Annotated in this window: 15 protein-coding genes and 1 riboswitch; of the genes, 8 read left to right on the top strand and 7 right to left on the bottom strand. The window is 67.0% G+C overall.

From position 1 onward, the window contains the following. Window positions 1–135: 135 nt before the first annotated feature. Window positions 136–1,110 carry an integrase core domain-containing protein gene (locus H4W81_RS01670; protein WP_318781463.1) on the bottom strand — a complete coding sequence of 325 codons (975 nt, stop codon included), beginning with the start codon at window positions 1,108–1,110 and terminating at the stop codon, window positions 136–138. A 139-nt stretch (window positions 1,111–1,249) separates the two neighbouring features. Then, window positions 1,250–1,798: a TetR/AcrR family transcriptional regulator gene (locus tag H4W81_RS01665; protein WP_318781462.1), complete on the bottom strand. Its 549-nt coding sequence runs from the start codon at window positions 1,796–1,798 to the stop codon at window positions 1,250–1,252. Between the two features lie 230 nt (window positions 1,799–2,028). Here H4W81_RS01665 and H4W81_RS01660 point away from each other — a divergent pair, with 230 nt between their 5' ends. The 6 genes from H4W81_RS01660 to H4W81_RS01630 all read left to right on the top strand — a co-directional run bounded on the left by H4W81_RS01660 (window position 2,029) and on the right by H4W81_RS01630 (window position 8,700). Further along, complete coding sequence (locus H4W81_RS01660; protein WP_192773154.1) at window positions 2,029–2,790, top strand: SDR family oxidoreductase; 762 nt, start codon at window positions 2,029–2,031, stop codon at window positions 2,788–2,790. Window positions 2,791–2,954: 164 nt separating this feature from the next. Continuing rightward, window positions 2,955–3,425, top strand: a complete 471-nt coding sequence (locus tag H4W81_RS01655; RefSeq protein ID WP_192773153.1) for an SRPBCC family protein — start codon at window positions 2,955–2,957, stop codon at window positions 3,423–3,425. 331 nt (window positions 3,426–3,756) lie between these two features. Continuing rightward, entirely contained in the window at window positions 3,757–4,626 is an 870-nt protein-coding gene (locus H4W81_RS01650) for an N-acyl homoserine lactonase family protein (RefSeq protein WP_318781461.1), read from the top strand. A 503-nt stretch (window positions 4,627–5,129) separates the two neighbouring features. Beyond that, the gene (locus H4W81_RS01640; RefSeq protein WP_192773151.1) at window positions 5,130–5,537 is read left to right on the top strand and encodes an SRPBCC family protein; all 408 of its coding nucleotides are present in this window, start codon (window positions 5,130–5,132) and stop codon (window positions 5,535–5,537) included. Window positions 5,538–6,753: 1,216 nt separating this feature from the next. Next, window positions 6,754–6,816, top strand: a riboswitch (guanidine-III (ykkC-III) riboswitch). 13 nt (window positions 6,817–6,829) lie between these two features. Continuing rightward, complete coding sequence (locus H4W81_RS01635; protein WP_192773150.1) at window positions 6,830–7,708, top strand: MBL fold metallo-hydrolase; 879 nt, start codon at window positions 6,830–6,832, stop codon at window positions 7,706–7,708. Between the two features lie 98 nt (window positions 7,709–7,806). Continuing rightward, on the top strand, window positions 7,807–8,700 hold the full coding sequence (locus H4W81_RS01630) for a PhzF family phenazine biosynthesis protein (protein WP_192773149.1): 894 nt from the start codon (window positions 7,807–7,809) through the stop codon (window positions 8,698–8,700). 38 nt (window positions 8,701–8,738) lie between these two features. On the opposite strand, the gene H4W81_RS01625 is transcribed toward H4W81_RS01630, so the two are convergent. From H4W81_RS01625 to H4W81_RS01610, 5 genes are all read right to left on the bottom strand, one after another. Continuing rightward, entirely contained in the window at window positions 8,739–8,981 is a 243-nt protein-coding gene (locus H4W81_RS01625; RefSeq protein ID WP_192773148.1) for a hypothetical protein, read from the bottom strand. A gap of 308 nt (window positions 8,982–9,289) precedes the next feature. Further along, a complete protein-coding gene (locus tag H4W81_RS46590; RefSeq protein WP_318781460.1) occupies window positions 9,290–9,946 on the bottom strand; it encodes an integrase core domain-containing protein in 657 nt (218 codons plus the stop codon). Continuing rightward, window positions 9,832–10,296 carry a helix-turn-helix domain-containing protein gene (locus H4W81_RS49775; protein ID WP_225958399.1) on the bottom strand — a complete coding sequence of 155 codons (465 nt, stop codon included), beginning with the start codon at window positions 10,294–10,296 and terminating at the stop codon, window positions 9,832–9,834. The genes H4W81_RS46590 and H4W81_RS49775 overlap by 115 nt, the downstream gene beginning before the upstream one ends. Window positions 10,297–10,435: 139 nt before the next feature. Then, window positions 10,436–10,642 carry a hypothetical protein gene (locus tag H4W81_RS46580; RefSeq protein WP_225958398.1) on the bottom strand — a complete coding sequence of 69 codons (207 nt, stop codon included), beginning with the start codon at window positions 10,640–10,642 and terminating at the stop codon, window positions 10,436–10,438. Window positions 10,643–10,674: 32 nt separating this feature from the next. After that, on the bottom strand, window positions 10,675–10,938 hold the full coding sequence (locus H4W81_RS01610; RefSeq protein ID WP_192773147.1) for a hypothetical protein: 264 nt from the start codon (window positions 10,936–10,938) through the stop codon (window positions 10,675–10,677). 323 nt (window positions 10,939–11,261) lie between these two features. Between H4W81_RS01610 and H4W81_RS01605 the strand changes: the two genes are divergently transcribed. Further along, complete coding sequence (locus H4W81_RS01605; protein ID WP_192773146.1) at window positions 11,262–11,990, top strand: class I SAM-dependent methyltransferase; 729 nt, start codon at window positions 11,262–11,264, stop codon at window positions 11,988–11,990. Next, window positions 11,990–12,913 (top strand): NAD(P)/FAD-dependent oxidoreductase, encoded by a 924-nt coding sequence (locus H4W81_RS01600; RefSeq protein ID WP_192773145.1) that lies wholly within the window; start codon window positions 11,990–11,992, stop codon window positions 12,911–12,913. The genes H4W81_RS01605 and H4W81_RS01600 overlap by 1 nt, the downstream gene beginning before the upstream one ends. Window positions 12,914–12,937: the final 24 nt, after the last annotated feature.

Raw genomic sequence — 12,937 nt, 5'->3', positions numbered from 1 at the left:
CCTGGTACTTTGTACTACCGAGTACCACTACACAGTAACACAGAGTAGTGAACCAATGCCTGGATGCTCGACATCACCTGTACCTGTGGATGCCAGAAACTCGGCCACCCTACGCGACCTGCGCATACTCGTGGATCAGCCCATCGAGACGATCGCGGCGGATGACCTCGATATCGGCTCCGACCGAGGCGGGCAAGGCTCGCAACGGAGGGACCGGTGCGGACGGTGCTGGTTGAAATGAGCCTCGTACGCGGCCAGCACCCGGCGCAGATGGCGAGCGTTGACGATCAGCATCCGGTCGAGGACCTCCCGACGCAGGCCGCCGATCCACCGCTCGACGCAGGCGTTCGCCCGCGGGGCCCGAGGCGGCGTTTTCAAGACCCGAACGCCCGCGCCGATGAACACCTCGTCGAACATGTCGGTGTACTTCGCATCCCGATCACGGATGAGGAACCTGAACCCCTCGGTCCGATCCCCCGGCTCGATCACCAGGTTCCTGGCCTGCTGAGCGACCCACTGCCCAGTAGGGTGATCAGTGACGCCGAGCAGGTGCACTCTCCGAGTGGAGATCTCCATGACGACCAGGCAGTACAGGCGTTTGAGCAGCACCGTCTCGCAGTGGAAGAAGTCGCACGCCAGGATCCCGCAGGCTTGCGCACGCACGAACTCACTCCAGGTCGGCCCCGTGCGTCGCGGCGCTGGGTCGAGGCCGGCCTTCTTCAGGATGAGCCACACGGTGGAGGCACCAACGCGGTATCCCCGACCGGCGAGTTCGCCGGCGATACGGCGATATCCCCACAGCGGGTTCTCCCGGGCCATCCGGAGGACCAGTGATCGCACCGCGGCCCGTGTGGGAAGACGGCCCCGCCTGCGGCGTTTGAACGTCCAGCGGCGCCGTACCACGTCAGCGTGCCAGCGCAGCAGCGTGCCCGGCGTCACGAACAACCGCAGCCGACCGGCTGTGGGCAGTAGCCGCGCCAGCGCGGTGATCATCGCCCGGTCCGCCCACGACAATCGCGGTCGGGCCACCTGACGACGCAGCACCGCGAGTTGCTGGCGCAGCATCAGGATCTCGACGTCCTTCGACGTCTCGGAACGGACCCGCAGCACCAGCCAGCCCGCGAGTCAGAGGAAGATCAGATAGAGCAGCCGCAGCGCCATGAGCAACGATCATGCACAGTGCACGCGCGAGCGTCGAGCCGCAGATCAGCCGCGTTGGCCGAGTTTCTGGCACCCACAGGCTTTCGGCTCAGTCATTGCCGGTCGGCGTGGGGTTCAAGCTGAGGACGGCGTTCACGACCATGTCGGCGTACTGCGGGGTGATCGGCTGGCCGGTGATCAGCAGCCGGTACCACAGCGGTGCGACGAGCATGTCTTCGAGCAGGTAGGGATCGAGGTCGGCCACTTGCCCGCGCTCCTGCGCCGCGCGGATCCGTTCCCGGTTGCGCCCCGAGAGAGGGATGTGGACCTGTTCATGGAGGATGCTGGCGAGTTCGGGGTCATGCTGCGCCGATCCGACCACCCCGGCGAGGAGCTCACCAAGCGCGCCGTCGGTGAAGACCTTGGTAACGGCATGGACCCAGGTGCGCAGGTCCGCTGCGAGGTCGCCGGTGTCGGGGATCAGGAAGTACGGCTCGCCCACCCGTTCGGTCATCGCATCCAGGTACAACGCGCCCTTCGACGGCCACCAGCGATAGAGCGTCGGCTTGCCGACCTGGGCGCGGGTGGCGATCGCTTCCATGGTCACGGCGGCGTAGGACCGTTCCGCACACAGATCAAGGGCGGCCCGAAGAATCACGGCGCGCGATCGTGCGGCACCGCCAGCCTTTCCAGTCACCAGGACACCGTACCACGGAGAACGTGACGTTTCGTTCTTGACAGCGGCGCCACCAACTGCATTAATACGTTCAACCGAACGTTCCGTTACGTTTCGCCTCACTGGGAACAACGCGTGCGTTTCCAGACGCTCGGTCGAGTCCGACCCCGACTGGGAGATCGACTCCCGGATCCCACGAGTCTGGAGAAGCCATGACCTCATCCATCCTGCTCACCGGCGGCACCGGCACGCTGGGGCGCCTGATCCTGCCGCTCCTGCACGATGCCGGCTGTGACGTGCGGGTGCTCAGCCGGAGCGGCCGCGACGCCGGCGACGGCGCCGAGTACGTGAGCGGCGACTTACGCAAGGGCGAGGGAGTCGAGCCCGCGGTAGACGGAGTCGAGATCATCTTGCATCTGGCGGGCAGCAGCAAGGGCGATGCCGAGGCGACCGAGAATCTGGTGCGGGCCGCGTCACGAGCCCGGGTGCGGCACCTGGTGTACATCTCCGTCATCGGGGCGGACCGGATCCCGCTGAGCTGGTTCAGCTCCAAGCTGGGCGCGGAACGGGCCGTGGCCGGCTCCGGCCTGCCATGGACGACGCTGCGGGCCGCCCAATTCCATGACCTTGCCCTCAAGACCGTGCAGGCGATGGCGAAACTGCCGGTGATACCCGTCCCGGGCGGAATGCGGTTCCAGCCGGTCGATGCGCGCGACGTGGCGGCCAGGCTTGTGGAGCTGACGCTCCACAAGCCGGCCGGCCTGGTGCCCGACCTGGCCGGGCCCAAGGTGTACGGGATGGCCGAGCTGAGCCGCGGATACCTGCAGGCGCGCGGCAAGCACCGGCTGATGATGCCGGTCCGGATTCCGGGCAAGGCCGGCCGCGCCTACCGGGCCGGCGAGAATCTGTCTCTCGAAGGGGCTGCTACGGGCAAGCGGACGTGGGAGGACTTCCTGACCGAGCGGCTGCGGTAGCACACCGATCCGTCGCCGGCGGCAGCCAACAAAGCCCGTCCCCCGGCCGAGCGCGGCCCGGGTGACGTGATCCTCTTCGCGCGGCCCGCTGACGCGTTCCTGTCGACCATCGGCGCCCGGTCCGCGCCCTGTCCGACCTGGAAACAGCTTTGGAGGACACCTCGATGGGCAAACCCGAGTTCGTCTACACGACCTACATCAACACCACCCCCGAGCGCCTCTGGCAGGGGCTGACCGACCCCGCCATCACCCGGCGCTGCTGGCGCGGGCTGACCTTCGAGTCGGACTGGAAGCCCGGCTCGACCGTGACCGTGCGCTACCCCGAGCACGACGTGACGATCGCCGACCCGGCCCAGGTCGTGCTCGAGTCCGATCCCGGCAAGCGGCTGTCCTACACCTGGCACACCTTCACCCCGCAATGGGCGGCGGTCAGCGGGTTCAGCGACGAACTCCTGGCCCGCTTCTCCGCCGAGCGCCGCTCCAAGGTGACCTTCGACATCGAGGACCTTGGCGAGACGGCCAAACTGACCGTGGTCCACGACGACTTCGAACCCGGCAGCGCCGTCCTGCAGGCCGTCACCAACGGCTGGCCACGCCTCCTGGCCGACCTCAAAACGCTCCTCGAAACAAGCTAGACGTGTTCGGTCAGGCGGATCAGTAGTTCGCCGACGGAGTGGATGGTCCACATCAGACCGAGGAGGTTGATGTCGACCTTTCCCGCCACTCACCTCGGAGACGCCAAGGCCCCGGGCGCGATTCGATGAGGCCCTCCTGACCGCACGGCTGGCTTCAATGCCCCGAGCGGGCGGCCACGACGTGGGCTGCCTCCCTGGGGTCCCCGGCGGAGGCGCTGCTGGGCTGCCACTTCATCGAGGACACGACGAGGCGCGATCGTCGCAGGCGCCGGCATCCATCCCGTGCTCACCGGCGTCGGTATTCCGCATTAATTCGATCAAGGAGATGAACGTGACGAACGAAGCAGGCATCAAGCGGGTATCGATGGTCAGCACCGGATCGGTGTCGATCCACCCTGAGCACGTGTCCGCCACCCGCAAGCCGATGTACTGGTGGCTGTTCACCTCGCGTCGCTGGACCCAGCCACTGCCCATCAACGTCTACGTGATCGAGCACCGCGACGGGCTGGTGCTCTTCGACACCGGACAGGACCGCGCGTCGGTGACCGACCCCGACTACTTCCCCGGCGGCATCACCGGGGTGATGTACGACCGGCTGGCCCGTTTCGACATCGGTCCCGAGCAGACCCTCACCGCCCAGCTGGCGGCCATCGGCTACGACATCGGCGATGTCCACACCGCGGTCATCTCCCATCTGCACCAAGACCACATCGGCGGATTGCGGGAGCTGACCGGTGCCCAGATCGTGGTCAGCCGACACGAGTGGGAGACCCTCGAGGAGCCGGCACCGCAACTGCGCGGCCTGCTGCGCTCCCACATCGACCTGCCCGGACTGCGCTGGCGCCACATCTCTCCGGAGCCCCTTGCCGACCCTGCCCTGGCCCCCTTCACCACCGGCCATGACCTGTTCGACGATGGCAGCATGGTGCTGCTGCCCACTCCCGGTCATACCCCCGGGTCGCTGTCGATGCTAGTCCGCGGACCAGGCCGGACACCGCTGCTCATGGTCGGCGACCTGACCTACGACTCGGATCTGCTGGAGAAAGGCATCGTGCCGGGGGTCGGTGAGAAGCGCGAGCTGGCTGGCACGACACAGATGGTCAACGAGCTCCGCCTGCAGAATCCCGCCCTGGCCGTTCTGGCCGCCCACGACCCGGGCGCGACCGCCACCCTGGCCGCCGCTGTCCACGCTCCGCTCTGAGCGAGATGCGACCCGGGGAGGAATTTTGGCCGGTGGCGCCGACGACGCGGTGGCAGGGAATGATGATGCCGCTCGGATTGATGCCGTTGACCAGGCCCACGGCTCGGGCTGCGGTTGGCTTCCCTATCCGGTCGGCAAGCTGACCTAGGTGATCGTCTCACCGTAGGGGGTTTCCCGCAGGGCTGCCCACACCCGTCACCGGCTATGGCGGTGGCCAGGCGGCCGAATGTGGGCTGATGATTACATTGCCATGAGCCGCGAATCGAGCCTGGTGTGGTTCCAGCGCGCTCGACCGCCGTCACATCGAGATGACCCTCACCGAGGACGGGCTCCGGTAGGTCGCACAGATTGCCGTGATCGAGGAAGAGTTCGTTGATCAACACCGCGGCAGAAGGCCGGGGCCTCGACCAGATCACCAGCTTCCCCGGGGCCTTCGTCAGCAATCTCCCCGCGGACCAGGCCGTGGCTCGCCGCACGAAGCAAGAGAAACGGAGACAGAGACCATGACCATTCAGCGAGCGATGAGATTTGTAGACGCGCCGCCCTCCCGGGTTCGTCAGCTGCTGCTCGATGCTCAGGCGCTGCCTGATTGGAACCCGGCAATCCGATTCATTGATGGACCCGCCGAAGCTTCCGCCGGCGTCCAGTACGCCACTACCGTCCGCGGCGGGCTCAGTGGGAGCTGGGAGTACACGCGCATCGACGAACAACACATCGACACGACCTGGCGAGTCCCCGGGTTTCTGGAAACCGGTACCTGGCGGCTGCGGCCACACGAAGGGGGCACCGTGGTCACCCACGAATTCCAGCACCAGGGGCCCCTGGCCCGCGTCCTGAGCAACGCCTTTCGCGGTGTCGCCGAACTACGCCTTGACCGTCTGAGCCAGCAAGCCACCCGTTTCATGAAGTGAGAGGAATACGGCACCCTCCGAATGTGCCGCAGTAGTCCGCGGGCTGCGCAGGTCCGACTTGTAGACATGTCCGTAGATCAGGTGGCGGGATGGGGGCCTCCTTCGTCTGGCTTGGGGCGGGGCTGCAGCCACAAACTCGACGCGGGTGACGCTCGGCCGACGAGTCGGCGCGATGCGTCCAGGACAAGGGCGGCGCCGCGGACCTGGGGTCGATGAGGTCGAAGTGGTCGGCGCCCGGCGGCTCGACCAGCTTGGATCCGTGGGCGTTGTGGTAACGGTGAGCCATGTCCACCAGCAGCACCTGGCGTTGGTCGCCGTGAACGATGATGACCGGTGCCTGTGGAGCGCCGAATGCGCTCGGGTCGGTGGCCGCGTCCCGGTCGGCACATCATGAGGGCCGCCACCGAGCAGATCGGCCACCGCTCCGCGCCCGTTGCTGAGACGGTATGCCTCGGCCAGGTCTGCGGGCGACGCTAATGCCACCGCTGCAGCCACTCGAGGACGACCAGCGGTCCACCAGGGTGAGGCGTTCGGCAGGCGGCTTGCGGTAAGCCTGAGCTATGCCGGACTGGAGCAATGCTTGAGTGCGCGTGTACAAACTGATCGTTAGGGCGACTTGGAAGAGGCAGATCGCGCGAGCCGTCGTCCCATGAGGATGATCATCGCCCACAGGACCATGGCCTCGTGGTGTTCGGAAGTCACGTACGCACCGCCTGCGCTGGGAGATCTGGTGGGACGCGGAGTCGATCCTCACGGTGATGAGCGCAGGATCCGTTTCTGCGAACTCGCCGGTGAAGGTGAGCGAGATGTCTGGGGTCGTGCTGGCGCGAGGGATCGTTCACCTGACGTACTTTGCGGCGAGGCCCTCGCCTGTTTTCTGGAGCGCCACCGCGCCGCACCCGGCACCGCGGTGCCTACGCCGAGACCCTTGCGTTGTGCTGAATATCAGAAGCATGCTCCCGATGTGACTTCCGATATTCCGGCCGGTGAGGGGCAGCAGGACACCGAAGCGGCTTCCCATCTTCGGGCTGCGCACTCGCTGCGGCCACACATGCAAGGGCGGCCTTGCTGCCCAAGGAGTAGTGCTCGGCTGGCCCCCACCGCGCAGGGGTTCCAACGCGGCAGGGGCTGCTGTGCCGCGGCGACAGGCACTGAGCCAGGACGATCCATGGCGGCGAAGAGTAGCTGATCGTTGTCGTGGTAGTTTCGCCGTGGAAGCCCGCAAGTGCTTGCCCCGGACGAGACGTGCGCCGTACCCGGCCTGCAAAGACGACGCACTCGAAGGAGACGTCATGAATGCAGGCACACCCCTCGTCGATTTCACTGGAGTGACTCCACAGCCTTGTGCGCTGGATGTCCGGTGGATTCACGGCTCACCGTCGGCCAAGCACAACACCGATCCGGACATCCAAATCCACGCGTACGACGAGCACACGTTCATTTTGCGGCAGAATATGGCGATCGACTACGAGGCGCCGTTCTTGTTCCTGCTGTTGGGAAACGCACGTGCGGTGTTGATCGATACCGGAGCCACGGCATCCGCCGAGTTCTTCCCCCTGCGCCGGGTGGTCGATGGGCTCGTCGCCGGCTGGCTCGCCCGTCACCCCCGGGAGGAGTACCACCTGTTGGTACTGCACACCCACCCGCATGGCGACCACATCGCGGGCGACGATCAGTTCGCCGACCGCCCCGACACCACGGTGGTCGGCGCGGACCTGGCCACCGCCTGGGAGTACTTCGGGTTCAGCGAGGATCCCGACGCCGTGGCACAGGTCGACCTGGGAGGCCGTGTTTTGGAGTGCCTGGCCACCCCGGGCCACCACGAGGCGGCGGTTACGTTCTACGACCGGTGGACCGGGTTCCTGCTCACTGGCGACACGGTCTACCCGGGCCGTCTCTACATTCAGGACTGGTCGGCCTTCGCCCAGACCATCGACCGCCTGATCGACTTCTCCGACCGCCGACTGGTCACCCACGTGCTCGGCTGCCACATCGAGATGACCAGGCAGCCAGGCGTGGACTACCCGATCCGCACCACCTACCAGCCCGACGAGCCCCCACTGCAAATGACCACCGGGCACCTGCACGAGATCCGCGCGGCGATCAAGGAGATCGGCGACCGGCCCAGCCGGCGCGCCTACCCCCTTTTCGTCCTCTGGCCAAATCCATGAGCAGCACGAACGCCTCGGGCCGACTGCCCGAGGCGACGTCGTCCCCTGCCGCGATGCCTATGGGGCGGCTGGTGACGCTGCCGTACCGGACCTCCGTCGTGTTCGGCTCGGCCTTCGTCGACATCCGCGATCCGCATAACGGGCTTGGCAACCCCTTCGCCGTCGTCATGGGCGCCGACGTCGGAACCTGGGACGTGGAACAGCGCCAGGCGCTGGCCCGCCGCACTGGTACCCCCGAAACCGTGTTCATCGACGCCGTCCGCGAGCCACGCGGGCCAGACGACCCCTACGGGTACGAGCTCAACCTCACTGTCCTGACCCCGACCGGCAGAACACTCGGCGCGTGCGCCCACGGCTTCATCGGCGCCGCACACACGCTCGCCGAGGCCGGGCTCACCGTGCCAGGCCGCGATCTTCTGATCACCACGTCGGCCGGAGGCTCCGCACGCGCCTCGCTTCCCCGTGCCCGAACGGTCATGCTGCACTTCGTCTCACAGGAGCCCTGGGTTGCGTACGGTCACGAACAGGCGCTGGAGAGGATCTTCCACCTGCCACTGCCATCCCTGGCCGACGGTCTGCCGGTCCTGTCCGTCGGATCACCCAAGCTGACCATCGAAGTGACACCCGCCACCTTCGCTCGACTGCGCCGGGAACTGGACAGTCTGAACTACGACCGGTTGATGGCCCTGCAGCGCGAGCTCGACATCAACGGAATCCACCTGTTCTGCCGCAACAGCACGACATCGTCGCCCGAGCACGTGATCCAGGTGAATGCCTACCTCGGCCGGAGCCTCGTCGTGGATCGGGCCACCGGCGTCTCGAGCGCTGCCCAGGTCAGCGCCGACCCGCACGTCAGCGACGGCCAGGAGCTGCAGATCGCCCAGTACACCCGGGCCGGACGCTCAGCGGTCCTCACCGTGACCAAGGGGAAGAGCCGCAACGTCTACGTGGGTGGCGCCGCGGTCCTGGCCGACCGCCGAACACTGCAGTGAGCAGATCGTTCGACGAGAGGGCGAGCTCGATCAGGGCGTCACGACAAACAACGGAACGGCCCGCGGCGGTACCGATCTGATGACCGCCGGATTACCAGGTGCGGTAGCACCCGCGCGTCCACGTTGTGCCCGGCGCGCACGTAGTACAGGCCCTTGATCGCCCCGCAGGCTTCTTCGCGGTAGCCGCCGTAGGCGCGGCAGCCGCGCACGAGGTCGAGGATCATCTGTAGGCAGGCCATGCCGCAGGCGTGCCAGAGCGGATCGTGGGCGGGGTCGGCCACCGGTAGACGATCGCAGCGATCCGCTCCGGGTTCAGGTACTGGGTGTAGAGGGCGATGCCGTCATGCACCGATCAGGCTCTTGATCACGTGGTCTCGACGTAGGACTAGCGTTGGTTGTTCCATTCGGCTGGGTCGTAACGGTGGGGTCGGTGGTCCAGCGGACGATCGCGGGGTTACCTCACTGGCGATACCTGCGGACAGCCGTCGGCGCTGAGAACGATCTTCGTCTGGGTGGCGGTCAGCGGCGGCCGCGGTGGCGGGCGGCGCGGATCTCGGCGTCGGTGACGTCGCCGAGAGGGTGTACTGCGTCAAAACTCACGCGTACGGTCTGAGCTGGGTTTCTCCTGCGCAGTCATGCGGCTCGGCTCGTTGATCGCTCCACCGAGTATCCGGCGGCGTTCGATCCGGCCTTCCATCGGCAGCGCCACCTGCTCACCTTGATCGGGTGGCCGTTGTCCGCGCGCTTGGTGCGGCCGATGCCCGTTGTAGTGATCGAGATATTCGTTCAGGACCGCACGCAGGTGACGTACACCGTAGATCAGCATCCGGTCGGTGCACTCGGCTCGCACCGTACGGATCCATCGCTCGGCATAGCAGTTTGCCCGTGGAGTCCGCGGCGGTGTTTTCAACACGGTGATGCCCGCAGCGGCGAAGATCTCATCGAAGACGGCGGTGAACTTGGCGTCCCGATCGCGGGTAAGGAAGCGGAATGACACCGCTGGCTCGCCGAGGTCGAGCAGGAGATTGCGGGCCTGCTGAGCGGTCCACGCGCCGGTCGGGTGGCAGGTCGCGCCCAGTATGTGTACGCGCCGCGTATGGACCTCCATCACGAACAACACGTACAGGCGCTTCAGAAAGATCGTGTCAACGTGGAAGAAATCGCAGGCAGCAAGTCCCTTGGCCTGTGACCGCAGGAAGGCCCGCCAGGAGGTTCGAGATTCCGGGGCGCCGGGCCGAAGCGGCACGAGCGCAGGATGCGCCGCACAGTCGCCTCGCTGACCCGGTAGCCAAGCCGCACCAGTTCGCCATGCACACGTCGATATCCCCACCCAGGGTTCTCCCTCGCCAGGCGGACGATCAAGTCCCGGATCTCCGGGCTCGTTCTCGGCCGTCCGCCACGATGCGGATAGGTCCAGGCCCGTCGGAGCAGGCGCCGATGCCACGCCAGCAAGGTCGCCGGAGTAACGAGCCGATGACCGCGCAAGACGGCCGGCAGCCACCGGGTCAACGCTGCGAGAACGGCCCGATCGGCCCAGTCCGGCTTCGGGCGGGCGACCTGACGCCGTAGCACCGCCACCTCGTGACGCAGCACCATGATTCTCCACGTTCTTCGACGCTTGGCTGCGGCCCAGCAACATCAGCCAGCCGAACACCCGAACCATGGTGAGGTAGAGCAGGCGAACAGACACAAGTTGTGATCTTGTCTGCGGCACCGGAGTCGGTCAAACCACAGCTCAGAGGCGCCGCAATGACGTTTTGACGCGGTACAAGATCTCTTCGGCGTGAATGCCCTCCATGCCCTTCTCCTGTGAGCGCTCGATCACCAGCCGGCAGACCTGGCAGATGAGATGGTGATGCCGGGCCGGGCCGCAGAGCATGCGGGGCATCCGGATACCGGTGAGCACGGCCTGAATGCCGGCCTCGGCGAGAATCTGATCCATGAGGGCGGGGAACTTTCCATCCCGGTCACGGATCAGATATCGCGCCCGGCAGCCCGCCCCAGAAGCCGCAGCCGGCGCAGGACCTCGCGGGGCGGCGACGTCAGGAGTGCGGCGAGAAAGGCCCGGTCCTCCGGAGTGAACCTCACCCTGGTATCCGCTCCGAGCTGCCGTTCAAGCACAGCAATCTGGTGACGCAGGACGAGAATCTCCACATCCTTGTCCCGATCGCCCATCGTCAGCAACCGCAGTGCGGCGAAGGCATTCGTGACGGTCAAGTAAGCCAGGCGAAAGAGCACGAGCGATCATTCTGCCGCGATCGATCCCCTCCCAGACCCGAGCGGGCGCACGCCAAGAGAAGCCTGCGAGCCGGATGACCTGCGCGGATGGCATTGTCGGCAGGCGCAGATCCAGGCGGCGATCTTCAGGCGGGCCTCGGCCCGGGTGCGGAACCGGTGGCGGTGCACGTACTCGATCTTGAAAGTGCTGTTGAACGCCTCGGCCCGTGCTGCTCGAAAGCGGTCACATCGTCGAAACCAGGCCACCCGCCCACTCTTGACGCTCGCTTCCTTCTGTCCGTAACCTCACGAAATGATTATGGTTATCACTACAAGGCGAGAGGGTGCGCGTGGCCGACGAGTACGAGCGATCAGCGGAGTTCATCGACGTGATGATCGCCCCGCATTGGGCGGTCCTGGGGCCACCGCTGGAGGAGGCGCTGCGCGGGATCACCGATCCGGTGGTGGACGTGGGCGCCGGCGGAGGGCATGGCACCCGGGTGATGGCCAAGGCGGTCGAAGCCGAGATCGTGGCCGTCGAGCCGTCTCCCGCACTGCGGTCCGTCCTGATGGCGCGGGTGAACGAGGCCGCCGAGCTGCGTGATCGGGTGACCGTGCTGCCGGAGGGACTGCTCGACGCCGAGCTGCCGCACCGGCTCGGCGCCGTCGTCGCCATGAACGTCCTCGGCCACTTCGCCCCGGCCGACCGGCAACGGATCTGGACCCTGCTCGCCGAGCGCCTCGTCCCAGGCGGCAGGGCGGTGCTGAACCTGCAACCGCCCACCGAACCTGCGACGGTGCCGGAGACCCGGTCCGCCGACGTGCGCCTGGGACGGCGACGGTACGAGGGCTGGGGGCGGGCCGAGCCCGCGGGCCCCGACCGCATCACCTGGCACATGACCTACCGCACCTACCACGACGACCGGCTCACCGACGAGGTGACCGCAAGCTACGACTGGTGGGTCCTCAACGAGCAACAGCTCACTGCGGAGCTCGCCGGGCACGACCTCAAGCCCGCGCGCACCGGCCCGGCCGAGCTCGGCATGTATCTCATCCGCAGAGGAGACGCGTGATGTACGAGGTGGTCGTGGTCGGCGGTGGACCGGCCGGCCTCAGCGCGGCGCTGGTGCTGGGCCGCCAGCGGCGCCGTGTCCTGGTGGTGGACGCCGGGCAGCCCCGCAACGCGCCCGCCACGGAGATGCACATGTACCTCGGCAGGGACGGCGGCTCCCCGGCGCTTCTGCTGTCCGACGGCCGCGCGGAACTCGCGGTGTATCCGACGGTCGAGTTCAGGCAAGGACGCGTCACCTCGGCCGAGGGTGAGTCCGGCCGCTTCACGGTGACCCTGGCGGACGGGGAACGCGTCGAGACGTCCCGCCTGATGCTGGCGAGCGGGCTGACCGACCAGCCTGCCGATGTTCCCGGACTGGCCGAGCGGTGGGGCAAGAGCGTGTACCACTGCCCCTTCTGCCACGGTTACGAGACGAACGGTAGGGTGCTCGCCGTCATTGGCAACGGGGCCGACGCGATGCTGGCGGCCTACGTCGCCGACCGCTACAGCGACGACGTGGTCCTGTGCACGAACGGCCCTGCCGCCATGCCGGAGCCTGTGGCCGAAGTCATCAAGGCCCGCGGCATCCCGGTGAAGGAGTCGCCCGTTGTAGGCATCGAAGGCGAGCTTGACGCGCTGACCCTGCGTTTCGCCGACGGGACGACATTGGCGCGGGAGGCCGTCTACCACCGCGCCCCAACCCGGCCGAACACCGAGCTGGCCGTGCAACTCGGCTGCGAGCTGCTGCCGGACGGCTGTGTCGAGGTGGACGAGTACGGCCGGACCAGCGTCGCCGGTGTCTATGCGGCCGGGGACGCAGCTCATCTGAAGGCGGTGCCGGATCCGGTGACGCTGGTGGGGCCGAGCGCCGCCGACGGCGTGCGGGCGGCCGTGTGGCTGGAGCAGGAGCTGTTCCGTGCAGGGCTGCCGGTGGCGCTGGGCTGAGCGACAGGACGGGCGGGGTTACCG

This window comes from Nonomuraea africana, assembly GCF_014873535.1.
Lineage (GTDB): Bacteria > Actinomycetota > Actinomycetes > Streptosporangiales > Streptosporangiaceae > Nonomuraea > Nonomuraea africana.
The sequence above is the reverse complement of the archived record's forward strand: the minus strand, read 5'-3'. Positions and strand labels throughout refer to the sequence as shown.